Source organism: Flavobacterium panici, assembly GCF_024499525.1.
Classification (GTDB): Bacteria; Bacteroidota; Bacteroidia; order Flavobacteriales; family Flavobacteriaceae; genus Flavobacterium; species Flavobacterium panici.
In genome coordinates, this window is the sequence record NZ_CP100437.1 from 2,027,570 (window position 1) to 2,052,573 (window position 25,004).

At 32.1% G+C, this 25,004-nt stretch carries 23 protein-coding genes; 8 read left to right on the forward strand and 15 right to left on the reverse strand.

The window, feature by feature from the left end:
* Window positions 1-4: 4 nt before the first annotated feature.
* Window positions 5-517 (forward strand): gamma carbonic anhydrase family protein, encoded by a 513-nt coding sequence (locus NLJ00_RS08870; RefSeq protein ID WP_256636933.1) that lies wholly within the window; start codon window positions 5-7, stop codon window positions 515-517.
* Window positions 518-627: 110 nt separating this feature from the next.
* Here the strand turns inward: NLJ00_RS08870 and NLJ00_RS08875 are convergent, their stop codons facing one another.
* The 5 genes from NLJ00_RS08875 to NLJ00_RS08895 all read right to left on the reverse strand — a co-directional run bounded on the left by NLJ00_RS08875 (window position 628) and on the right by NLJ00_RS08895 (window position 4,688).
* Window positions 628-1,344 (reverse strand): LytR/AlgR family response regulator transcription factor, encoded by a 717-nt coding sequence (locus tag NLJ00_RS08875; protein ID WP_053471638.1) that lies wholly within the window; start codon window positions 1,342-1,344, stop codon window positions 628-630.
* Between the two features lie 117 nt (window positions 1,345-1,461).
* Complete coding sequence (locus NLJ00_RS08880; RefSeq protein ID WP_256636934.1) at window positions 1,462-2,553, reverse strand: sensor histidine kinase; 1,092 nt, start codon at window positions 2,551-2,553, stop codon at window positions 1,462-1,464.
* On the reverse strand, window positions 2,554-2,883 hold the full coding sequence (locus NLJ00_RS08885) for a DUF4907 domain-containing protein (protein ID WP_256636935.1): 330 nt from the start codon (window positions 2,881-2,883) through the stop codon (window positions 2,554-2,556).
* Window positions 2,873-3,880, reverse strand: a complete 1,008-nt coding sequence (locus NLJ00_RS08890; protein ID WP_053471635.1) for a Kelch repeat-containing protein — start codon at window positions 3,878-3,880, stop codon at window positions 2,873-2,875. The genes NLJ00_RS08885 and NLJ00_RS08890 overlap by 11 nt, the downstream gene beginning before the upstream one ends.
* Window positions 3,881-3,896: 16 nt before the next feature.
* Window positions 3,897-4,688 (reverse strand): DUF6268 family outer membrane beta-barrel protein, encoded by a 792-nt coding sequence (locus NLJ00_RS08895; RefSeq protein ID WP_256636936.1) that lies wholly within the window; start codon window positions 4,686-4,688, stop codon window positions 3,897-3,899.
* Window positions 4,689-4,969: 281 nt separating this feature from the next.
* On the opposite strand from NLJ00_RS08895, the gene NLJ00_RS08900 reads away from it, so the two are divergent.
* A complete protein-coding gene (locus NLJ00_RS08900) occupies window positions 4,970-6,298 on the forward strand; it encodes a DUF4270 family protein (RefSeq protein ID WP_256636937.1) in 1,329 nt (442 codons plus the stop codon).
* On the forward strand, window positions 6,299-7,537 hold the full coding sequence (locus tag NLJ00_RS08905; protein WP_256636938.1) for an aromatic hydrocarbon degradation protein: 1,239 nt from the start codon (window positions 6,299-6,301) through the stop codon (window positions 7,535-7,537). It abuts the gene before it with no gap.
* Here the strand turns inward: NLJ00_RS08905 and murI are convergent, their stop codons facing one another.
* From murI to NLJ00_RS08945, 8 genes are all read right to left on the reverse strand, one after another.
* Window positions 7,538-8,314, reverse strand: coding sequence for a glutamate racemase (gene murI, locus NLJ00_RS08910; protein WP_256636939.1), 777 nt, complete (start codon window positions 8,312-8,314; stop codon window positions 7,538-7,540).
* A 149-nt stretch (window positions 8,315-8,463) separates the two neighbouring features.
* On the reverse strand, window positions 8,464-8,967 hold the full coding sequence (locus NLJ00_RS08915) for an OmpH family outer membrane protein (protein ID WP_177178064.1): 504 nt from the start codon (window positions 8,965-8,967) through the stop codon (window positions 8,464-8,466).
* A gap of 13 nt (window positions 8,968-8,980) precedes the next feature.
* Window positions 8,981-10,003 carry an OmpH family outer membrane protein gene (locus tag NLJ00_RS08920; protein WP_256636940.1) on the reverse strand — a complete coding sequence of 341 codons (1,023 nt, stop codon included), beginning with the start codon at window positions 10,001-10,003 and terminating at the stop codon, window positions 8,981-8,983.
* Window positions 10,004-10,062: 59 nt separating this feature from the next.
* Window positions 10,063-12,819, reverse strand: a complete 2,757-nt coding sequence (locus tag NLJ00_RS08925; protein ID WP_256636941.1) for a BamA/OMP85 family outer membrane protein — start codon at window positions 12,817-12,819, stop codon at window positions 10,063-10,065.
* Window positions 12,752-13,492: an isoprenyl transferase gene (locus NLJ00_RS08930; protein WP_053471628.1), complete on the reverse strand. Its 741-nt coding sequence runs from the start codon at window positions 13,490-13,492 to the stop codon at window positions 12,752-12,754. The genes NLJ00_RS08925 and NLJ00_RS08930 overlap by 68 nt, the downstream gene beginning before the upstream one ends.
* Before the next feature lie 5 nt (window positions 13,493-13,497).
* On the reverse strand, window positions 13,498-14,187 hold the full coding sequence (porG, locus tag NLJ00_RS08935) for a type IX secretion system protein PorG (RefSeq protein ID WP_053471627.1): 690 nt from the start codon (window positions 14,185-14,187) through the stop codon (window positions 13,498-13,500).
* A gap of 173 nt (window positions 14,188-14,360) precedes the next feature.
* Window positions 14,361-15,245 carry an NAD kinase gene (locus tag NLJ00_RS08940; protein ID WP_053471626.1) on the reverse strand — a complete coding sequence of 295 codons (885 nt, stop codon included), beginning with the start codon at window positions 15,243-15,245 and terminating at the stop codon, window positions 14,361-14,363.
* 67 nt (window positions 15,246-15,312) lie between these two features.
* Window positions 15,313-15,972: a CBS domain-containing protein gene (locus tag NLJ00_RS08945; RefSeq protein WP_053471625.1), complete on the reverse strand. Its 660-nt coding sequence runs from the start codon at window positions 15,970-15,972 to the stop codon at window positions 15,313-15,315.
* Between the two features lie 116 nt (window positions 15,973-16,088).
* Here NLJ00_RS08945 and NLJ00_RS08950 point away from each other — a divergent pair, with 116 nt between their 5' ends.
* The 3 genes from NLJ00_RS08950 to NLJ00_RS08960 all read left to right on the forward strand — a co-directional run bounded on the left by NLJ00_RS08950 (window position 16,089) and on the right by NLJ00_RS08960 (window position 20,011).
* The gene (locus tag NLJ00_RS08950) at window positions 16,089-16,802 is read left to right on the forward strand and encodes a pyridoxine 5'-phosphate synthase (protein ID WP_053471624.1); all 714 of its coding nucleotides are present in this window, start codon (window positions 16,089-16,091) and stop codon (window positions 16,800-16,802) included.
* A 78-nt stretch (window positions 16,803-16,880) separates the two neighbouring features.
* Window positions 16,881-19,154, forward strand: a complete 2,274-nt coding sequence (locus NLJ00_RS08955) for a TonB-dependent receptor plug domain-containing protein (protein WP_256636942.1) — start codon at window positions 16,881-16,883, stop codon at window positions 19,152-19,154.
* A gap of 2 nt (window positions 19,155-19,156) precedes the next feature.
* The gene (locus NLJ00_RS08960; RefSeq protein ID WP_256636943.1) at window positions 19,157-20,011 is read left to right on the forward strand and encodes a DUF4249 domain-containing protein; all 855 of its coding nucleotides are present in this window, start codon (window positions 19,157-19,159) and stop codon (window positions 20,009-20,011) included.
* A 47-nt stretch (window positions 20,012-20,058) separates the two neighbouring features.
* Here the strand turns inward: NLJ00_RS08960 and NLJ00_RS08965 are convergent, their stop codons facing one another.
* The gene (locus tag NLJ00_RS08965) at window positions 20,059-21,414 is read right to left on the reverse strand and encodes a hypothetical protein (protein WP_256636944.1); all 1,356 of its coding nucleotides are present in this window, start codon (window positions 21,412-21,414) and stop codon (window positions 20,059-20,061) included.
* 349 nt (window positions 21,415-21,763) lie between these two features.
* Window positions 21,764-22,912, reverse strand: coding sequence for a M12 family metallopeptidase (locus tag NLJ00_RS08970; protein ID WP_256636945.1), 1,149 nt, complete (start codon window positions 22,910-22,912; stop codon window positions 21,764-21,766).
* 210 nt (window positions 22,913-23,122) lie between these two features.
* Here NLJ00_RS08970 and NLJ00_RS08975 point away from each other — a divergent pair, with 210 nt between their 5' ends.
* Together NLJ00_RS08975 and NLJ00_RS08980 are read left to right on the forward strand one after the other, a co-directional pair.
* The gene (locus NLJ00_RS08975; RefSeq protein ID WP_256636946.1) at window positions 23,123-23,887 is read left to right on the forward strand and encodes an alpha/beta fold hydrolase; all 765 of its coding nucleotides are present in this window, start codon (window positions 23,123-23,125) and stop codon (window positions 23,885-23,887) included.
* 144 nt (window positions 23,888-24,031) lie between these two features.
* A complete protein-coding gene (locus tag NLJ00_RS08980) occupies window positions 24,032-24,961 on the forward strand; it encodes a sterol desaturase family protein (RefSeq protein ID WP_256636947.1) in 930 nt (309 codons plus the stop codon).
* Window positions 24,962-25,004: the final 43 nt, after the last annotated feature.

Here is a 25,004-nt window from a genome sequence, read left to right on the forward strand (position 1 = left end):
TATTATGCTTATTAAATCTGTAAACGGAAAATCACCTGCAATTCCAGAAGATTGTTACGTTGCCGAAAATGCAACTATAGTTGGCGATGTTACTTTTGGTGAATCTTGCAGCGTTTGGTTTAATGCAGTTGTTCGTGGCGATGTTCACTTTATCAAAATAGGAAATAAAGTAAATATTCAGGATGGCGCAATAATTCACTGTACGTATCAAAAACACCCAACAATTATAGGAAACAATGTTTCTATAGGACATAATGCGATCGTTCACGGTTGTACAATTCACGACAATGTTTTAATAGGAATGGGCTCTATTGTAATGGATAACTGCGTTGTCGAAAGTAATTCGATAGTAGCGGCCGGAGCGGTTTTAACCCAAAATACAGTTGTTCCTTCGGGAACTATTTTTGCCGGTGTTCCTGCCAAAAAGGTAAAAGATATAGATCAATCTGATTTTGCCGGAGAAATTGAACGTATATCAAACAACTACGTAATGTATTCTGGCTGGTTTAAAGAATAAATTCTATTAAATTCCAAATAATAAAAATTCCAAAATAAAAAATTCCAAATTCCAATAGTTATTGACACTTCATTGGAATTTGGAATTTTTATTTTTTGGAATTTAATACTTTAAAGATTGATTTTTTCGAAGAAAGCATTTTTATAACTTTCGCTTATTGGAATTCGTTTATCGCTAATCAAAACTTTATTTTTTTGTATTGATTTTACGTGTTTTATATTGATAATATAAGATCGGTGAATTCGCGAAAATCCTTTGCTTGAAAGCAGGTTTTCTAATTTTATTAAACTGATTAAAGTCAGCGTGAATTTATTGTCTGTCGTGTAAATTTTTACATAATCTTTCAAACCTTCGATAAAAAGAATATCCGAGAAATTCATTTTTACATTTTCATATTCAGCTCTCACAAACATAAAATCTTGTTCAACTTCCGGAGTGGCAATGCTTTCAGAAATGGGCTGAACAGCCGCTGCAGGATTACTGATTTGCTGCGCCCGAACCACAGATTTTAAAAAACGATGAAACGGAATTGGTTTTACTAAGTAATCAACCGCACCAAGATTAAAACCTTCAACGGCATAATCAGAATAAGCGGTTGTAAAAATGACCAAAGGTTTTTTTTCGATTGTATTTAAAAAGTCAATTCCGGAGAAATGCGGCATTTGAATATCAAGAAAAATCAAATCAATATTATTTTGATTGATAAATGAAACGGCATCGATCGCATTATTAAAAGTGCTGACCAGTTCAAGCGAATCTACCTTCTTGACAAAATCTTCTAATAGTTCAACTGCTAAAGGTTCATCATCTATAATTACACATTTCATCTGTTGAAAATTAAGTTTTTAAATTTGTTTTGGCAGTCAAAAGTAGTTTTAAACCAATGAATTAAGTTTTAAAATTATCATAAAAGTACGCAATTAATCCAAGTATCATTTTAACGTTTATGTGGTTTTTATTTCATCTAATTTTAAACTTAAATGAACGCGATAAAAATGATTATCCTGATTAATAGTCAGTTCGTGTGCATTTGGATAAAGTAAATCCAGTCGGCTTTGAATATTTATAAGTCCGATACCAGAATTGTCAGGATCTTTTTCATAATTTTCGATAGTATTTTCGATCCAAAAATCCAGATCATTTTCAGAAATGAATATCTTAATTTTTACATGTGTAGCGCCTTTGTAATCAGTTCCGTACTTAAAAGCATTTTCTACAAAAGAAATTAAAAGCAAAGGTTCAATAAACTTGTTTTTGGTATTGCCGTGAACATTTATAACAATGTCTTCAATATTATTCAGTCTGAGTTTTTGCAGTTCAATATAATTCTGGATATAATTAATCTCTTTTTCTAAAGCCACCGTTTTGTTATCTGTTTCGTAGAGCATATAGCGCATTAATTCAGATAAGGTTACGATGGCATCAGGGACCAAATCAGATTTCTTATGTGCCAGAGAATAAATACTGTTTAACGAATTGAATAAAAAATGCGGATTGGTTTGCTTTCGCAGATAAATCAATTCAGTATTCGTTCTGTGTGTTTCGGCGATTAATTTGTTTTGCTGGTTATTGTAAAACTCTGTCAGCGTTCTAATAACGGCGCTTATGGTAATAATTAAAATATAAAAAAAAGACGGGCCAATTTTAAAAAACAACGGCTGTCTCGCCGGCGCCATCATTACTCTGCCTTTTTGCTTATACAGGTTAATTGCTTCGGGCGGCATCATTCTTGTTCTCATGTGTCTAAACTCAGGAATAAAATAATGAATCCTGATAATCATGAAGACAGCAATAAGAATAAAAATGAACAGAAAATATTTCCAATACTTTTTTTGTAAAAGAAGAGCAGGTACCAAGTAAAAATAATTCAGATAAAATAACAAAATTCCTGTTGCCCATTGTACATAGAAATCATTATTGATTCTAAATGGACTTTCATAAAATTGAATCAGCGATGTTAGAATAAAGAAAATCCAAATCATAAAATGGAATAGTATTTTATTTGAATTTGTATTTTTAATGGTATCTAGTGTCATTTATAATTTTATTTTTAATAAAATTAATTCATTTTTGGTTACCGTTGGAGATAAGTTTTGTTTGAGTTTTTCAACCACAAAATGGGCTGTTTTTAAGGCATCTTCTTCTGTTGAAAAACTTTTGTTATCATTTATTACAGGAATAATCGATTGTTTGATTATGATTTTATCTTTATAAGAAATCGAATATCCCCAGCCTGTATTTGTTTTAAATGATTCGGTTTTAAAAACTTCCTTTTTTGTACAGGAAACAATTTGTAAAACCAGAATGAAAAGCAATAAATTCTTCTGGATTTTACTCCAGAAGAATTGTTTAGTATTAATTGTCATCGTCGCTTTGTTCATCTTGCGGTCTAAATTCCCATGCATCGTCAAAGTAAGTAGAACCCACTCTTCCTAACATGTAAAAACCGCGATTGTTAATTGTAAAGCCAACAGCATCAGTTCTTGTTGCACCTTCCATAGCTGTTCTTTCTTCCCAAAGATCTGTTGAAGGATTGTATTCCCAAACGGTCTTGATGTTTTCACCGCCCACAACATATCCTAATCCGTTCATTGAAAAACTAGAAGCATTAGATCTTGTAATGGCATATTCATCATTCCAGGTGTAATCATCATCTGTATCTTTATCGATATCTCTTTTTCTTGTCCAGACATCAGTTGCAGGATCAAATTCCCAAAAATCTTCCTGATACACGCCATTGTTAACTCCGGTAACCAAATAAGCTTTATCTGAAATTACAAATACAGTAGCATTACGTCTTTTATTACCGCTAAATCCATTTACAAGCGTCCAGGTATTTGCCTGATCATCATACTGGTAAAAATCTTTTAAATAATTTCCATCATAACCAGTTCCAAAATAAGCTTTTCCGCCAGCCTGGAAACCAACGGCAGCATAACGACCTGTTCCTGCAAAATCAGCTTTTTGAGTCCAGCTGTTGCTTGATGGATCATATTGATAGAAATCCTTTAATTTATTAGTTCCATCATAACCAAGTCCCACATAACCTTTATTATTTAGCGTAAAACTTGATGCCGAACTTCTGGCAACACCTCCGAAATTAGCTTTCTGTTCCCAGTAATCTCCAGTTGAGTTATAAGCCCATAAATCTTTTAAATATTCATCTCCGGTATAACCCGTTGCTACATAAGCAAAATCTCCAATTACAAAACTTGTTGCACTAGATCTTGCAGGACCGTCAAACGCTGATTTTTTAATCCAGTTACCTACTAAATCATCATCATCGTCATCATTGCTGCAGCTTATAAAAAAGAGGCTCGAAAGCAGGGTTGCGAATAATATTCCTTTTTTTAGATTATTCATAGTGTTTAAAATTTATTTATTGTTTGTATTTGATCCCAATTCCTAAAATGTATCCGTTGTTTATGTTGAAATCATAAACAGTATGATTATCACCGTCTGTTAATTTGTATTTTTTGTCAAAATCATATCCGGCTTTAAAATTTAAAAACCAGTTTTTGTCGACATTTCTTTCATATTCAAATGAGGTTGTCATTTGTGATAAAGTAGCTTTTGCGGCATTTTTATCTATTTCATTCTGAATATTTAAATTGTAAAAACTTCCGTTGAAGCTGTTACTTAAACTAAACTTATTGCGTATGTTATTTGAATACGAAATCCTTGAATCCGGAAAACCAATCAGCACATTAGCGTTGTCATTCATTTTATAATTTAAAGAGGCTGACGGCAGAAATTTTGGATTTCCAAAAGCGCTGGTTCTGGCCGCTCCAATACTTAAAGTTGTTTTTGAATTTAATTCCTGTTTTATTTCAAAACTTCCTAAAAGTGTAAAATCAGAAAAACCTAAATTTTCCTGAAAACTGAACGTTGGCGTAACCGCAAAATTCAGTTTTGTCGAATTTGATATTTCCTGCGAAAATTCAAATTTGTTCTTAATCAACTGCAGCTTGTCTAAATCTTCAAAAGATTCATAACGGCCTAAATCATAGTTTACATTCAAATTCGAATATTCCAGTGTATTTGTAATCAGGCTTTTTGAACTTATTTTTTTGTTGAGCGAGACACCAATACTTGTTTCAGTAAAATCAATTTTGTCAGTAGGCTCTGTTTTTAAATTCAGCTGCACTGAAAAATTTTCCTGCGCATTCATATTTAGAAATGACACTAAAAAAACCGAACAAATTATAAACCTTATTTTCATTACTTATTTATTGGTTCAAAAGTAGGTTGGAGAAGGTTTTAAAAAAAAGAAGATATATGTATGACTCTTTTTGATAGACAAAACAGCCTTTTTTAAGGTCGAATGAAATATTTATTTGCAATATTCCATTGTAGATGTTTTTTCGCCGTTGATAGTCTAAAAACACGTGACTGTATATGTTATAGTGTGGTGCAGAAGACTGCATTTTATATTTGCTCAAAAAATTGATTATGGGCAAGTTTTTATTAATGTTGGTTTTTGCTTTTACTATATTTTCCTGCGGTACAGATACTGATGCGGGAAATTTTGTTGTAGGTTCAGATTATTTGGCTATAAATAATAAAGTAGTGATGATCGACACGCTTACGGTCGAAATGTCAACTATAAATTTCGATTCACTTATTACTTCGGGACAAAGCCGAATTTTAATAGGTAATTATGATGATCCTATTTTAGGAAAAGTAAAATCAAACAGTTATTTCCAGCTTTCTGCCAGTTCTTATGCCTTGAATAATTCAGGTTCAGATACTGAGACTGTAAATTTTGTTTTTGATTCTATCTCCATGATTTTAAAATATGATAACTATTATTACGGAGATACTACTCAGGTTCAAAAATTTGACATTCATCGACTGACCCAAAAAGTAAAGCCAAATAAAGATGATGATAGTTTTTACAATAACTCCACTTTAAGCTACAGCGACGAAAGTCTGGGCACTGTTTCGTACAAACCCCGTCCAATTGAAAAAGATTCTATTAATATTAAAATGAGTAAGGATTTTGGAGAAGCACTCTTTCAAAAAATAAAAAAGAGAGAAATTACAGGTTTAGATAATCTTACGGAATACTTAAAAGGATTAGTGCTTGTTCCTTCAAGTTCTAATTCATCAAGTGTAATAGGATTTCATACTGCTACCAGTAAAGTTCGAATGTATTATTCCAAATATCAGGGCGACGCAGATGCCGATTCTTTTTTTATCGATTTCCTGATGTCAAATACAGCGACACAATTTAACTCTATATCGCTCGATAAAACAGGAACTATAATTCAAAATTTACCCGTTTCGACCAGTAAACTTTCAAGTTCCTTAACCAATAAACAAGGTTTTATTCAGTCCGGAACCGGAGTTGCCTGCCGTATTGATTTTCCAAACATAAAACAGCTTAAAAATATTTCAAGTAACGGAGCTATTGTCGACGCTCAAATGTTTATAAAACCTGTAAACAATTCGTATTCAAATAAATATCCTCTGGCAGATTCTTTAAAAGTATATGTAGGCGATAATTTAAACAGAATTAGTGGCAGTTTGCTTAATGCTGCTGGAGCGGCAGTTTATGGAACTTTGAGTCAGAAAAGCGATGAGTTTAATGAAAATATAGGTTATACCATTCCGCTTGGTAGTTTTTTGCAGAAAGAAATGCTTAAAGCATCAGATTCAAGATCATCCCTGATATTAACATTGCCCGGAATTTCTAAATCAGTTAACAGACTTGTTTTAGGAGATCAAAAACATCCCGAAAATAAAATTCTAATAAAAATTTATTACCTCTCCTATTAAATGAAAAAGAAAATAATTTTTGTAAGCTGCTTCATTTTAATGGCGCTGACTTCATTTTCTCAAAGTATTTCGAGTTCGCCCTATTCATTGTATGGTTTAGGAAGTGTGTATGATGCCGATTTTGGTGCGATTTCATCAATTGGATCTTCCGGAATTGCTTTGCCTTCAGAAGGTTTTATCAATAATCTAAATCCGGCGTCTTTAGGATTTATGCCTTTAAATCATTTTATGCTTGATGTGGGCGGAAAAGCTATTGGAACAACATACCAAAGTAAATCCAAAACCGAGAAGCGAAATAACTTTCAGTTTTCTCATTTAGCTTTTGCTTTTCCCGTAACTAAGAATTCAGGTTTTAGTATTGCACTCAAACCGTATTCGAGTTCTACGTATAAAATTTCAAATCTTTTACTGCCTATTGCAGATAGTAAGGAATCGTATAATTTGTCTGCAGCTGGTTCAGGAGGATTAAATGATTTTGATTTTTCCTATGGATATCGTTTTGGTAAAAAGCTGACTGTTGGAGCTACTGCCGCTTTGTTATTTGGAAATATTACAGACGACCGCACCTTTACTATTTTGAATTCAATTACTAATGTACATAAAAAAACAGATTACAGTGGATTTCGTGCTACTTTAGGAACGCAGTATAAAATAGATTCCACATTGACAATTGGAACAACTTTTAAACTTCCGGCACAAATTAAAGGCTCAAAAGTTCAATCTGTTCAAACATCTGCAGATGGAGTTGTTAATGTTATTGAGTCTGAAACAGCTTCGGATGTGGATGATTATTATATGCCTTTAGAAATAGGAGTAGGGATCAGCAAGCGATTTAAGAATGTTTTGAACATGACTTTAGATTACGAAAAAAGTTTGTGGAATGATACGAGACAGTCTGATCTTTATGGAGATTTTGTAAATCAGGACAGATTTGCCCTTGGATTTTCATATTTCAATGCTAATAGAAATATTCGTAAATATTGGGATAGGATAACGTATTCTGCAGGAGCAAATTTTGATACCGGTTATCTTGAAGTTGACGGAAAAAGAGTTAACAACGCCTCAATTTCTGTGGGAGTTAATCTGCCAATCGAAAATACCTCTTCGTCCCTAAATATTTCCTATTCCTATGGTCAAAGAGGCAGGGTATCAGAAAATCTTATTAAAGAAAATTATCATAAGATAACCCTTAATTTATCTTTAGACGGAATTTGGTTTGTGAAACGAAAGTTTGATTAATTAAAAGTTTTTTTCAATTACCGGATATTTATCTTCTAAGATAGATTTTAAAACTGCTGGATTTGAATTGACATAAAATATAGGTTCACTTTTTGGAGTGTCAGTAAAACCGACTTTTTCACGCAAAATATTTTGTGTTTGTCTTGCTACTGCCTCTCCAGAATCTATGATTTGAATGTGATCCGGAAGTATCTTTTTAATCTGCGGAATTAAATAAGGATAATGACTGCATCCTAAAACAAGATAATCAATATTAGCATCGATCATAGGCTGTAGATATTCCTCTAATAATTGCGTCATTTCCGGAGAATATAAATTGCCATCTTCAATTAATTTAACCAGACCATAACCAACCTGCTCAATAATTGTAGTATGTTGAAACATCTCTGCAGTTTTATTAAACAGTTCGCTGTTTAAGGTTCCTTTTGTAGCCAGGATTCCAATTACCTGCGTTTTAGAATTATTAGCAGCGGGTTTTATTGCAGGTTCAATTCCTATAAACGGTATATCATAATCATTACGAAGTTCCCAAATTGCATTTGTTGTTGCAGTGTTGCATGCTACTACAATTAATTTGCAATTATTTTCAAGTAAAAACTCTACATTTTTTTTACTTAAGGCAACAATCTCTTCTTTTGTTTTTTGACCGTAGGGAGCATTTTTGCTATCGGCTAAATAAATTGTTTTTTCGTTTGGAAGTAAATCGTGAATTTCTTTCCAGATTGAAGTCCCTCCAATACCAGAGTCGAAAACGCCTATAGGATTATTGTTTGTCATAATACAAAATTAGTATTTTTTGAAATAAAAATATATTCCAATTTAGTAGAAATCTGGAAATATTAATGGATTTTAATTTTAAATAAATGTAAAAAAAAACTGCTTAAATTTTTAAAATTTAAGCAGTTTAATTATAAGGAATTCGTTTATTAGAATCCTAAGTCTTTTTTCACGTCAGCAGTAATGTTTGGACCATCAGCTAATAAAAGAGTAGAACCATCTAAAACATATTGGAAACCTTTAGCTTTACCAACTTTTTGGATAGAAGCTCTTACTTTTTCCATTAAAGGTTTTACGATATCAGTTTCTTTTTGTTGAAGTTCTTTTTGAGCATTGTCTCTGTAGTCAACAATTCTTTTTTGCATATCCTGAACTTCTTTAGAACGATCACCGTTTACAGCTTCAGTTACAGTTGCTGCTTCAGCTTCATACTTTTTGATTTTTGTTTGGTATTCGTCAACCATTTTTTTGTATTCAGCATCATATGTCCCACTTAATTTTTGCAGTTGATTTTGAGCATCTAGCATAGCAGGCATTTTCGACATAATCTCGCTAACATCAACATGGGCAACCTTCGCCTGTGCGTTCATTGTATTACTTGCTCCTAAAATAAGTATTGCAGCAATTAGTAAAGTTTTGATTTGTTTCATCATTTTAAAAAATTAATTAATTATTGGTCGTATTTGTTTTTTGTGTTTCGGCCTCTTTTGCTTTTTTAGCAGCTTCTCGTTCTTCGAGTATTTTTTTTCTTCTCTCTTCTAATTCTTTTTTACGCTGTTCGTAAAGCTTTTGTCTTTCTGCCGCTTTATCTACTGCAGGTTCTGTTGTCGCAGGCTCAGTAGTTGTTGTTGCAGGTTTAGCTGTTTCTCCAGGTTTAGCCGTTTCAGTTGTTTTTGCTGCCTCGGTTGTTTTTGCTGGTTCAGAAACCGTGCCATTTTTTTTAGCTTCTCGTTCTGCCTGAATTGCTTTTCTTCTGTCGTCGTATTCTTTTTTCTTAGCTTCCTGCTCCAGTCTTCTGTCTTCAATCAGTTTTTCTCTTGCAGTTCTCTTTTCATCTAATGCTTTTTGACGATCTGCCATTGCAGGATTTTCATCAATTGCATTTTCTTTACTTTCCTTAGCTTCCTGATCTTTCAATTGTTTTTTAGTCAATTGCTCTCTTTTATCAGTTCTGTTTAAAATACGCAGTACCTGATCACTAATATCGAATCTTTTATTGCTAAAAAGCATTGTCAAATCTGACGATTTATCAAAAATGAAATCATAATTTTTAGCTTCGGCAATATCTTGAACAGCTGTAAAAACCTGATCCTGAATTGGCTTTGCTAAAGCTGATTTCTGTCTCATTAAATTTCCATCAGCACCAAATTGCTTTTGCTGATACTCCAGCATTTCATTTTCCTGAAATTTTATTTCAGTTTCTCTTTCATCAATTAATTCTTTAGTCAATAAAGCTTTTTCCGCCTTAAGATTTTCTTTAAGCGTATTGATGTTTAATTTTTTGGCTTCTATTTCTTGCTTCCACTTTTGAGCTTTTAGCTCTAATTGTGATTTTGCTTCTTTGTAATCAGAAACATTTTCCAAAATATATTCCATATCAATGTAACCGATTCTAGTCGTTTTACCTTGACCCTGAATTGTATTTACTGCAATCAAGACTAAAAATATAAATAAAAACCGTTGTTTCATAACATTACTTTATTTTGAATTTTTAGCCAAAGGTATTAAAATTTGTACTAAAACCCGCACTAAAACTGTTGACCAATAATAAAATGTGTTTCCCATCCATTTGCCTTGTTTGTAACAGACCCTGGAAGAGCATCAAAACCGTAACCGAAATCAATTCCTAATAATCCAAATGCAGGCATGAATACACGTAAACCAGCACCAGCAGAACGATTTAAATCAAACGGGTTATAATCTTTAAACGATGGATATGATGAACCTGCTTCTAAAAACGTCAATGCATAAATCGATGCAGACGATTTTAATGTAATAGGATAACGTAATTCCATCGAGAATTTGTTATAAACAGTAGCTCCAATCTGTTGTCCCAATGAATTAACAGGTGTCAGCGAGTTGTTCGGATAACCTCTTAATTGTATTGTTTCTCTACCATCCATTGAATAGTTTGCCATTCCATCTCCTCCTAAATAGAAACGTTCAAACGGAACAACTCCTCTTGATTGATCATAAGCTCCTAAGAAACCAAATTCTGTTAATGTTCTTAAAACTAATTTTCCATACACTTTAGTATACCAGTCTGCTTTAAATTTTACTTTATAGTATTCTAACCAGTTATATTTCTTTTGATCGACCTTTGCAGCATCTGTGTCAGCACTCTTATAATCAGATCCCACACTCACATATTGAGAAGATCCATTTATGGTTTCAGCTTTCATATAATCACCTGGATTTATAGGCTGTCCGTCTGGACCAGTTTTTGCCTCTCCGGTATATTGTACTTTATATTCTTTTTGATTTCCTAAATCTCCGTAGTTAACCCCATTAAATAATGAATACGGAGGCGTAACTTTTGCAGAGATACTAAATTCAGAACCATAAGTTGGGAATATTGGGTTAACCCCTTTATTACTTCTTGAAAGTCCTATTGTATAAGCAAGGTTTCTTGATGCTCCGTTACCAAATGTAAACAATCCTGTATAGTAATTGTTTAAGTCATAATGCTGATAACTCACAGATTGTGAAAGAACAAAATAATCATCCGGCACCGTTAAACGTTTTGCTAAACCAACCTGAACCGTAAAAATATTAAAACTTTGGCTTTTATCTACAGTTCTCGTTACATAATTGTTGTTGAACTGCTTACTGTATGAAATTGATGAACTAAACTGTACTGGTTTTTTACCTCCAAACCATGGTTCAGAGAATGATAAACTGTACGTTTGGAAATAAGTACTTCCTTGTAAACGAAGTGCTACTTTTTGTCCGTCTCCCATAGGAAGCGGTTTGTAAGCATCTTTATCAAATAATTTTCTAGCCGAGAAGTTGTTGAAAGATAAACCTAAAGTTCCAATAAAACCTCCTCCTCCGTAACCTCCTTGAAGCTCAACCTGGCTAGATCCTTTTTCTACTAATTGGTATTCAATATCAACAGTTCCTGCAGCAGGATCAACGTTTCTAAATTCGGGTTTAATAGCCTCCGGATCAAAGAAACCTAATTGACCAATTTCACGAATAGTTCTAACTAATTCTTCTTTGCTGTATTTGTTTCCTGGCTTAGTTCTTAACTCACGGTAAATAACGTGGTCATTTGTTTTGTCATTTCCAGTAACATAGATTTTATTGAAATAAGCGATAGGACCTTCTGTAATTCTAATCTCAAAATCAATTGTATCGTTTACAGTTTTTACCTCTACAGCATTAATTTTAGAGAATAAATAACCGTTGTTTTGGTATAAGTTCGTGATATCTTCCCCGTCAGGTTTTGTGTTATCAGCGATTCTTTTTTCTAGTAAAACACCATTATAAGTTTCTCCTTTTTTGATCCCTAAATAACGGTTTAACTGCTGATCTGAATAAACGGTATTTCCTAAAAACTTAATATTTCCGAAGTAATATTTGTTTCCTTCTTCTACATTAATTTTTATAGCAAGCATATTTTTGTCTTTGTTATAAGTAACAGAGTCATAAATAATACGTGCATCACGATATCCTTTTTCTTTGTAAGCAGCGATAACTTTTTCTAAGTCAGTTTTATATTTTTCAGGGATAAATTTAGACGCTTTAAAAACACGAAGCAGATTTTTTTGTTTCGTATCTTTCATCGCAGCTCTTAATTTTGTATCGGTAAGCTGTTTGTTTCCAATGAAATCAATACTGCTTATTTTAACTTTATCTCCTTTATCTACCCTCACTAGCATGTTTACCTGATTTCCGGCAGTACTGTCGGGAGTAGTAGTAATGGTAACTTTTGTATTGTAAAAGCCGTCTTTTTTATACTTGTTTTCGATGTAATTTTTAGTAGTTGTAATTAAGTTTTCGTTTACAATTTTATTTTTAGTTAAATTGTTATCCTTAATTAATCCTTCGACTTTACTTTTCTTAACGCCGGTGATTTTAACTTCATTTAATTTTGGAAGTTCAACAATATTTAAATCTAAATAAATACTGTCGTTTTGAACCTTATTAATATAAAAAGAGATTTCGTCGAAAAGACCCAGTTTACCTAATTTTTTGATAGCGCCCGTGATTTCTTCACCCGGAACTGTTATTTCATGCCCCACTTGAAGGCCTGAGAAAGTAACAACAGTCTGCTCATTGAAGCTTATTTTACCAACAACAGAAACTTTAGCCAGAATATATTTTTTTCCTTGGTCAAAAGGAACTCTATCTTGAGCTTTAACTTGTGAAAAACTACCCAATAGTAAAAGGGTACAGATTATTTGTGGTATTCTTTTTTGTAACACTAAAAAATTATTTAATTTGTTCACTGGTTTTTCCAAATCTACGTTCTCTTTTTTGATAACTAATAATAGCCTCATATAAATCTTGATCTTTAAAGTCTGGCCACAAGACATTAGTAAAATATAATTCAGCATAGGCAATCTGCCACAACAGAAAATTACTTATTCTATGTTCTCCACTTGTTCGTATTAATAAATCTACGTCAGGTAAATTTTGCGTGTAAAGATGCTCATTTATAATTGAATCGTCAATAGTGTCTATTGAAATTATATTATTTTTAACTTTATCACTAATCACTCTAACAGCATTTACCAATTCCTCTCTGGAACCATAGCTTAAAGCAAGGGTTAACGTTAGTCTGGTATTGTTTTTGGTCTTCTCAATTACGTCTAAAAGTTCCTTTTGTGCCGATTTTGGCAATTTATCAAGATTTCCAATAGCATTAAGTCTGATATTGTTTTCTTGAAGTGTAACTAGCTCTTTTTTTAAGGAATTGATCAATATTTTCATTAATGCCTCAACTTCCAGTTTAGGACGATTCCAGTTTTCTGTAGAAAAAGCATACAGCGTTAGGTACTCAATACCTAGTTTGGCACAAGTTGTAATTGTTTTTTTTACAGATTTGGTGCCGTTTTCATGTCCAAAAGCTCTTAAAAAGCCTTGTTGTTTAGCCCAGCGCCCGTTTCCGTCCATAATGATGGCCAGATGTTTTGGTAAGTTTGATTGATCTATAGAGTCTAGTAAATTCATTTTTATTATTCTGCGCAGTAGCAAGGTTTTTGTCCAAAGGTATAAGTTAAAGTAATACCTGAAAAGACATACCAGTCATTATTATTTAAATTTCCGAATTTTAAAATATTTGTATTGCTGGTATCAGGATTACTGCCGTCAATATTGTCGGTAAAAGTATATCGTGCGCCAACTTCGGCACCTATAACAAAATGTGGAGTTACATTTGATTTAATTCCGAGTGTTATAGGTATAGCAAATGAATTTGAATTGATCTTTTGCGTTGTACTAATGCTGTTGATATTACGGTATAAGCCATCATAAATAAAAAAGCTTAAACCTGAATATATATAAGGAGTAATTTTTGTGTGATAATCATGAAGATTAAAATCGAAAAAATTAAATTCTAAACCAGCAGAAAATTCTTTTACCTCGTTTTCAAAACGATATCCTCTGTTGCTGCGGCTTGTTTCGTCTGAATCTGCATCATTTCCAAGAATATTAGACTGTGTATAAGAAAAACGATAGGAGTGTCTTGGACTTTTGTTCCATTTGTACAAAATACCAAAAGCCGGTTTATTTGGGTTAATGTAAGTTGTACTTCCAACGTCACCAACAAAGTTACTTCCGCCAACAAACACACCAAGCTCATTGATTTGAGCATTAAGTGTAATAAAAGGGAAAAAACATAACAATAAATTAAAAATTTTCTTCATTTAATTCAAAATTGCGTGCAAATATAATAATTATCAATACGAATCAAAGTTCCTTTAGATAAATGTGCTTTTTTTTCAATTTACATTATGATTTTGAGCAATTTAATGATGATTCGCTATATGCAGAACGAGAAAATGTGGTATTATCGTATAGTGATGAAGGAGAAAAGAGTTTAATTTCTCTTGTCCTCTCCCCAAAGCAGTTTGTTTCTTAAGGTTTTTAAGAAAGTTTCGCCCGGTATTTCAATCATTTTTATTTTATAATCTGTTTTTTTGATCTTAAGAACTGATTCGTTTTTTACCGAAGAAATTCTGGAATCTAAAGAAACCAAATATTGGTCTTCTCTTCCCGTTACACGCAAAGTGATTTCTGTATCGTCTGGAATAACAAGTGGTCTGGCGGTTAAATTATGTGGTGCGATTGGCGTAATTACTAAACTTTTTACATCTGGAGTTAAAATAGGTCCTCCGCAGCTTAATGAATATCCTGTAGAACCTGTTGGAGTAGAAATGATCAAACCATCTGCCCAGTAAGAATTTAAATATTCATTGTTTAGATAAGTGTCAACAGTAATCATCGAAGTCGTATCTTTTCTGCTGACAGTAACTTCGTTCATAGCAAAATTAAGTTCTGCGAAAGCATCATTTTTAGGTTCGCAGGATATGCCCAGTAAAGTTCTTTCAGAAGTTGTGTAGTTTTGATCGATAACATATTGCAGTAAACTGTCAATGTTTTCTTTTTGAACTTTTGCAAGAAACCCTAATCTTCCTGCATTTATACCTAATAAAGGAATACCTGAATTACGAACAAAAGCCGCCGCTCTCAAAATCGTTCCATCGCCGCCAATACTAATCAGCATTTCAAAACTATTATCTAAAGTAGTACTTGGAGAAAAAGTTTTATACTCCTTTTTTACAAGCTGCTTATCGTAAAGCATGTCCAGAAAATTTTCCTCAATTACCATTTCTACATTATTAGAATTGAAAAACGAGAAAATGTCTTTTATAATAGGTTCGGTACTGTTTTGATAATATTGTCCGTAAATGGCTATTTTCATTCTTCTTAATTAGATAATGAGGAAATGTGTTAATTTGATAATTTATTAGTTGAGAACATTTTCTAATTTAAATATTAAGATACTTGTCTAAATAATCAGAACGTTCTTTTAAACTATTAATATAGGTGTCTTCCTGATGTTCTGAAATAATTTCATAACCATATCTTCTATACGTCTGAATAATTTCATTCATCGCTCCCAAACCTATTTTTATGGTAATCTGTACATTTTCTACATCGGCTTCAGAAACAAAACAGCCTAAAATTTTACCGTTATTACTTTCTACAATTTGCGTTACTTCGCTCATTGAATAATCCAGAAGTCCTTTTTGAACAATAATAATTCCTCCTTGTTCCTTTAAAAATGGCGTTTCCTGAAAAAATTTCATAATATCTTCCATTTCATAATAGCCTATATAGCTGTTATTCTCATCAAGAATTGGAATAATATTAGTGTGGTTTTTTGCAAAGACTTCCAGAACATCCAGCCAGATCATTGATTTTCTGGCAAAAAAACGTTCTAAAGTGTATTTGTAATCAATAGCTTTTTTATCGGTATCAAATGTTTCCACATCATCAGAAGAAATACTTCCAATGAAAATCCCATCTTCTAAAATCGGGAAATGAGAAAAATTTACATCGATGAAAAAGTCCTGAATCGAGGCTATCGTTTCCTGACTATCAATCGCTCTGAAATCATTTGTGATATAGTTTGTAATTTCTGTCATAAATCAATCGAAGATATTTGATGCAAAATAATCAAAAAATACCAAAAACTGCTGCGTTTTACTTTGTATTTTTGTCGTAACAAATATAGTGTTACTTGAATTAATTATCTATTTATATGACAAAGTTAAGTGTTAATATCAATAAAATTGCAACGTTACGAAATGCAAGAGGCGGAAATGTACCTGATTTATTAAAAGTTGCTGTCGATATTCAGCGTTTTGGAGGGCAGGGAATTACCATTCATCCGCGTCCGGATGAACGTCATATTCGCTATCAGGATGCGCGCGATTTAAAAGCAATTGTTACTACCGAATATAATATTGAAGGAAATCCGCAGCATAATTTTATTGATTTAGTTTTAGAATGCAAACCAGATCAGGTTACTTTAGTTCCAGATGCAATTGGTGCTATTACTTCTTCTGCAGGCTGGGATACCATTAAAAATCAAGATTATTTAACCGAAGTTATTCAGGAATTTCAAAGAAACGGGATCAGAACATCGATTTTTGTTGATCCGGTTTTAGAAATTATCGAAGGAGCTAAAAAGACAGGAACAGACAGAATCGAATTATATACAGAAGCTTTTGCACATCAGTATGATTTAGGAAACAAAAACGGAATCGATCCGTATGTGAAAGCTGCAGAATTAGCAAACGAATTAGGTTTAGGAATTAACGCCGGACACGATTTAAGTTTAGACAATATTCAGTTCTTCAAACAAAATATTCCGGGATTATTAGAGGTTTCTATTGGTCACGCTTTAATTTCAGAAGCACTTTATCTTGGTTTAGATAATGTTGTGAATATGTATTTGAATAAATTGAAGTAAGATTAAAATTAAAACAATTATAACCTGATGTAATTGGGTTATAATTGTTTATTTTCGCACTTTTCTTATTAAAATTAAGTGTCGAAATCTATTATTCTTTTTTTATTATTATCCTTTTCCAACCTTTTTGCACAGTCAAATGTTAGGATATCAGGAAATGTAAAATCATCCGAAAATCAAAATTTAATTGGTGTCAATGTTTCTTTTGAGATAAACCAAAAACAGCTGTATACTATTACAGATACTTTAGGTAACTTTTCAGAAAACATTCCTTCAGGTAATTTGGTTCTAAAAATTAACCATTTAGATTTTATACCAAAAACTATTTATTGCAATCTTCAAAAAGATACCATACTTTCTATTGTTTTAGAAAAAGATATTTCGCTTTTAAAAGAAGTGATTATTTCGAATGATAAGAAAAGTGGCATCAAAACTTTATCCGGCGGAAAACTTTCTTTTAATTTAAAAGAATTAAACGCTGTTCCAACACTTTTAGGAACTACAGATATTATAAAACTTTTGCAACTTACACCGGGAGTGCAAAATTCTGGAGATGCAAACGGTTACTTGTACGTGCGCGGCGGTGATCCCGGTCATAATGCCATCTTATATAACGAAGCTCCTATTTATGGAATGTCTCATTTACTGGGAATTTTTCCTTTTTACAACGCAGATCATATTAAGGATGTAGAATTTGACAAATCTAGTTCAAATGCAAAATACGGCGGACGATTGAGCTCGACAACAGTTTTAAACACCAATAAAAAATTACCGTCAGAATTTTCGATTCAGGGAAATGCAGGAATTTTGGCTTCGCAAGTAACATTGGCAGTTCCTTTAAATGATAAAACAGGATTTTATATCTCTGGAAGAAAAACTTATATAGATGAAGTTGTAGGACCAATATTAAAATCTGGTTCAGATAGCAATGATGTTCAGGATATGAAATATGGTTTTTCTGACGCGAATTTTACTTTTTTATCCCAAATATCTAAAAAGAATCTGTTTTCATTAGATGCTTTTTTTAGTGGAGACGAATTGAAAATAAAAGACGAAAATCTGGCGCTGCGAACGAAATTAAAATGGAGCAACTTTACAGTTTCGCCATCTTTAACCACAACATTTTCTCCAAAAGTAAGTATGTCTAATTCCGTTTATTTTAGTCATTATTCAAATGATTTAAGTATGGAACAGGCAACAATTCAATTTGGAGTTTCTTCTTTTGTTAAAGATTTTGGGTTTACAAATGCCGTACGATTTTCAATTCATAATATTCCGTTTGAGTCAGGATTGCAATATGTTTATCACAATTTGCAGCCTCAAAAAGTTAATGTCGAAAACCTGACAACGCTTGATAATTACTCCCAAAGAATAATTAATGCCAATGAAGCAGCGATTTTTGTAAACGCAAAACCTAAGTTATTTGAAAACGTAACGGCCGATTTAGGGCTTCGAATTAATTACTACACTTCTGGATCAGATTCTTATTTGCATTTTCAACCACGCGCTGTGCTGAATTATTATGCGAATGAAAAATATTCATTTTATGCTTCTTATAATAGACAATACCAATACTTGAGTTTGATTACAACTTCAAGCGTTGGTATTCCAACAGATTTTTGGATTGCGAGTTCTGATGGGATAAAACCACAATCATCTAATGAATTTGCTGTTGGTTCCAATCATAATATTACCAGAAATTTTTCTTCTTCATTTGGCGGATTTTATCGTTCGATGAAAAACCTGCTGGAATATCCGTATGGAATAACGCAGTTTAATGAAATCACAACGCTCAAAAATGATTTGTATGTAGGTGAAGGAAAAGCCTACGGATTTGAAATGATGCTCAAAAAAAGCAACGGAAAATTTACGGGCTGGCTGAGTTATACCTTAAGCTGGTCTGATCGAAATTTTGATGAACTGAATAACGGGAAAACGTATTTTGCTAAATATGACAGACGCCATAATCTTTCTGTTGTTGGAATGTATGATTTAAACTCAAAATGGAATTTTGGGGTTACTCAAATATTCGGTTCTGGAAATCGATTTACAATGCCAACTTCCTGGTACTTCATAAACAATAATCCTGTCAAAGAATACTCAGGATATAATAATGCACAAATGCCGGATTATATTAGGACTGATCTTTCTGCCAATTATTATTTTATAAAAACGCAGAAAAAAGAAAGTGCTTTAAACTTTTCTATTTACAATGCATTCAATATCTCAAACCCGGTTTATGTTGTTTTAGATGTAGAAGTAAACGAAGATAAAAGCAAAGTTGTGGTAAAGCAGGAAAAAAAAGTTTTATACCGAATTCTTCCTTCTGTTAGCTGGAGATTTAAATTTTAAAGATGAAAAAATATATACTATTTCTTTTTGCTTTAGTACTAACAAGTTGTTCAAAAGACGACTTTAGTGAACAAAAAAACCTGGAATCAAAAATAGTCGTTGAAGGTTGGATTGAAGAAGGTGATTTTGCCAATGTTTTACTGTCGAGCAGTATTCCGGTTACAGATGTTATTGATTCTACAAATGTTTTAAATCACGTAATTCGATCTGCAAAAATTACAATTTCTGACGGTGTGAATTCAGAAGTTTTAAGAGTGAAAAACGATAAAAACAGAATTCCTCCATTTGTGTATTTCGGATCAACATTAAAAGGAGAGGCTGGAAAAGAATATTCTATTAAAATTGAATACCTAAATCGTGTTGTTGAAGCTGTAACATCAATTCCAAAATCAGTGCCGCTTAAAAGTGCAGAATATATAAAGAAGAATGCAATAGATACAACCGGTTATATTTTTGTAAAATTTGATGATCCGCCAGCCGAAAAAAACTATTACCAAATCGCTACAAAAATTGACGGTGAAGAGCCTATTTTTGTGCCTTCATTTTATGGAAATTTAGACGATAAAAATTTCGAAACTTCTTCGGTTTCTGTGCAGATAAACAGAGGTGTTTTGTTGTTTCCTAAAACAAAATTTACCCCTTATTTTGCTGATGGAGACGTTATTTATGTAAAACTAAGAACTCAAACCAAAGAAGCATTAGATTTCTGGAACAGCTGGCAAAACGAAATCGTAAACAGCAAAAATCCCATTTATCCATCAAATACAAGTTTAAAATCGAATATAAAAGGAGGTATTGGTATTTGGGCAGGATATGGACAAAGTACTATAATTGTTAAAACACCTCCAAAAAAATAAAGCCGATTTGAATATTCAAACCGGCTTTAAATTATATTTTTTTAAAACTATTTTTCTTCTTTATTAAAAGCACTAATAAAGTCTTCAAATTTAGTTTGGAAAGTATCAAATCCTTCAGAGAAGTAAGTACTCATAGATACTTCAGTATTATCATTGAATTTTAAATAATAATCTTCACCATAATATTGTACTTTAAACTCTTCGTTATAAGACCAGTAACCATCAGGATTCCATTGGTCAACTGTCCATACAGGTACGTTAGCATAATAGCTGTAATCCTCTGCAGAATGTTGTATAATATCCGCTATTTTAGTTCCATCTTTTTTAGAAACTAAAATCAATTTTATATTTTTATTAAAATTGACAGCACTTCCTTCAGAGTATTTTTTCTCATATACATTTTTTGCTGTATAATAAGCTTTAAAATCAGTTTTAGGGTTTTGATAGTCAGGATAAGCAGGATATACTAGGCTTTTTTCTAATGCTGCTTGATCAGCCGCTTCAGTAACTAAATCCATATCGGCAACAACAAGAAAATTATCCATTAATTGGAATAAACCATTTGCTTTACCTCTGTATTGAGTAAGTTCTTCATTGGCAAGTAATTTGTCAATTTCAGCGTTACTTCCGGCATTAAAGTTAATTAGAGTTTTTCCGTTGTAAGTAAGAGATGCTTTTGAGGTATTTTGCGCTGCTTTAACACCACTCATTTCCCAAGTGTAACCGTCGTTTAAAGTCATTTTGTATGCAAAATCAGTAGGGATTTCTTTTCCGTTGGCATATTTTGCAGTTTGTGTAAATACAGCCGCTTGAGCATTATCAATTGTTAAAACTGCATCAGCAGAAAGTGGAAGAAAGAAATAGTCAGTTATTTCTTCATCGTCATAATAATTAGTGGCGAATTTTACTTTTATGTCAGATGAAACACTTTTAGAAGTAAAAACAGCATTGTTTGCAGTTTGAGATTCTTTTGCAGGGAAAACAAATTTTAACTCTGTAGTTGAAGCTGTTTTTACCCATTTTTTGTTGGTATTATTCCATGTATAAACACCATAGACACCAGAAACAGTTAAAATATCTTCAATGCCATTATCATCTTTTCCATCAAAAAGCTCAATTTGATCAACACCTAACAATCTTGATAAATTTTCTAATGCTTCAATAGCTCCAGAACTTTTCGTTTTGTCCAGCTCAGTAAGCATTTGATTAGCTTCAGCCTCTAATTTTAATTTTTGCTCACCAGGAGTTAATTTAGAATAAGGCTGTTTGATAATTGCAGCAATTTGCTCTTCTAATGATAATTCTGTTTCAGGTTTAGTTTCTTCATCATTGCTTTCGTCGCTTGAACATGAAACCATAAGCTGCGAAGCAACTAATGATAATAAAAGGAATTTTTTAATCATAAAGGTGGTATTAATTAATTTGGATTTAAATCAAGTTTTTGGTTTTGATTTTTAAAATGCGAATATACATTTTCGATTTATCTAATCCTTACGGGAAACCGTAAATTGGTAAGTTTTATTTTAATAAAATGTTTTTATCAAGATATTGAACTTATTATATTGATTATCAAATTTTTCATAAAAAAAAACACCGATTTGAAATATTTCAAATCGGTGTTAGTAATATTTTAGAAAATATTATTTTTCAAAAGCTTGAATAAAATTTTCAAATTTAGATTCAAACTTATCAAATCCTTCAAATAAAAACAACCTCAAAACAGTAAGTTAAGTGGTTGTTTTATTTGAAAAATTATTTAGGCATTTCAATTGAGCTTTGTAAAATTCCTTGTGATATTAAGTTAATTTTACCAGAATCACTTAGAGTGATGTAGTCAATTTTAAATAATGGGTTAGGGTGTTCGAATAATGTTCTAGGAACACTTCCTTTATACAACAATAATTTGTTTCCAACTATTTCTAAGTATACTTTACTAGATGTGAAATTATTAAATTTAATATTTGCAAAAAATTTTCCCTCTTGTTTACAATCCTTGTAATTGTACAATTTTAAATCATTTACTTCTACAAAAAGTGAATAATTGTCATTTGACGAGCTTAATTTGTTATTACTGTCTAAACGTTCGCCGGGATATAAACTTAGTTTTGAGGGACGAGGATATTGTTTTTCAATAAATCTTTTATCAATTTCTGATAGATCATTTTGAGCAGCTACACCTATTCCGTCTAATGTTATAGAACTTGGGATGTAATAATGCATTATTGATAATGGGTCATATTTGCTGTAATTTGTACGATTAATATCGGTTTTTTCTATTATCTGGCGATCTACCTCTTCTGGACTATACTGATCGAAATATTTATAGGCTTTTGCTCTATTCCATGCTATAGTTGAAGTGGGGTTTTTCATTTCATGATATAATCCTAAAGCATGTCCAAATTCATGTAATATTGTTCTTCTTGCTGCTTCTTCATTAAAGCTTTTCGAAACCTGTCCTAACCTCATTGTCGGTAGTTTTTGATATTGGGAGGTATTAGATTGTCTTCCGATATATGACCATGCACCTGCTCCCTGTAGAATAGCAATTCTAATGTCTGCATTTTCCGTAGCTGGCACAAATTCAAACTTAAGATTAGCATAGTTAGTCCATTCAACAGCAATTCTTTTAACTATGTCATGATCTGTAACGTCTCCATCTAAAAACTTAATTCGAATTGTTTGACCAGTATTCCAACCGGTCCAAGACTCGATGGTACTTCCTGATTTCGCAGTTTTATTGTTTTGTGTATGATCATCTGGAATTTGATTTCGAAGATCAAACGAACATAAGTACATGTCTTCATTTAAAGGCTGGTCAGTTGTTTCTGAACGATCATCACTTGAGCATGAAATTGTAAGCTGAGAAATAATCGCGGCTAAGAATAAAATTTTTTTAATCATGGTTTATATAGTTATTAAATGAATTCAAATCAAACGAGTTCTGATTTGAAAAGGCAATATAATAAAAATAAGTATTTTACTTACAATTTAATTGTTAAAAAGTAAGTTTTTATGTATAAATATAAAAATACTTTACAAAAATATGCAATTAAATTCTATTACAGATTAGTAGATCTTTTTACCTTTGTTATAAGATAAAATCAAACATAAATGTTATATTCAAAAATAGAAGGCGAAGGAAAACCATTTATCATCATGCATGGATTTCTTGGAATGTCTGATAATTGGAAAACGCTGGCAGGACAATATGTTGAGGCCGGATTTCAGGTTCATATTTTAGATTTAAGAAACCACGGACGCAGCTTTCATTCTGACGAATGGAGTTACGAAGCGATGGTTCAGGACGTATATGAATATTGTCAGGCAAATAATCTGACAAGAATTGATATTCTTGGACATTCGATGGGCGGAAAAGTGGCGATGCTTTTTGCGACAACACATTCTGATCTTGTAGATAAATTAATTGTGGCAGATATTGGACCGAAATTTTACAAACAGCATCATCAGGATATTTTGGCAGGTTTAAATGCAGTTGATTTTTCTGTAAAGCCAAGCCGAAATGACGTTGAAGCAATCGTTGCACAATATGTTTCTGATTTTGGAACGCGCCAGTTTTTATTGAAAAATTTATATTGGAAAGAACCCGGACAACTTGCTTTCCGTTTTAATTTGGAGGTTTTCAACAACAATCTTGATGCTATCGGGAAACCATTGGCGGAAAACTTAGTTTTTAATAATCCAACCTTGTTTATTAGAGGAGGAGAATCTGGATATATTTTAGATACAGATTTGGATGAAATAAGAAAACAGTTTCCGAATTTTAAACTAGAAACTATTCCGGGCGCAGGACACTGGCTTCATGCCGAAAATCCTAAAATGTTTTTTGAACTGACAACCGAGTTTTTGAAAGAGTAATTTTTAAAATGCTTTAGCCATTAATAATATTAGGTAAATTGATAGTACGCTATTAATTAAAAAAATCTTAAAAATAAGAATTTACTTACGTATAAATATTAAAATTCATAAATTTGCTTTTTGAATTTTAATGTTTATAATTTAATGGATTTCAATTTTTATAATTTATTTGACGAAAGTGGTTTAGGATTGATTTATTTGTATTCCTCTCCATTTTTTGCACTTTTGATTTTTGTCGAAATGCTCTTTAGTCATTTTGGTAAAAAGAACCTGTATACTAAAAATGACGTTTTTGTAAATGTCACATTTGCGGTGCTTAATTTTGCATTAGATTTTATAATGAAATCATTTGCTTTTGGAGTTATGTTTTTCTTTTTTCAACACCGTATTTTTTCTTGGAATATACATATTTGGTATTATTGGGCTGCTGTTTTTTTACTACAGGATTTCGCATATTATGTATTGCATGTTGTAGATCATAAATCAAGGTTTTTTTGGTCCGTACATATTACGCATCACAGTTCAGAATACTATAATATTTCTACCGGATTCAGGTCGCCTGTTTTCCAGCCGCTTTATCGTTATTTGTATTTTTCTCCTTTGGCTTTTCTAGGTTTTAACCCTTGGCATATTATGGCGGCTTATGCATTGTTTCAGGTTTATGGAACTTTGGTACATACTCAAAGTGTAAAAAGTATGGGTATTTTAGAATGGATTTTAGTGACACCATCGCATCACAGAGTGCATCATGCCAGAAATATTAAATATTTAGACAAAAACATGGGAATGGCATTAATAATTTGGGATAGAATATTTGGGACTTTTCAGAAAGAAGAACCAGAAATACCCGTGAAATTTGGAATTTATCCAAAACCAAAAGATGATAGTGCTTTTGAACTTTTATTTTACGAATGGAAAAAAATGTGGAAAGATATTAAGCAGCCTAACATCGGTTGGCAAAACCGATTGAAGTATATGTTTTATGCTCCCGGCTGGAAACCAAACGGACAAGGAAAAACAGTAAAAGATTATCAAAGAGAATATGAATTGAAGCAAAACAATATATTAAACTAATATGAAAATTTAATTTAAGAAACCATTTCTGAATAAATATAGG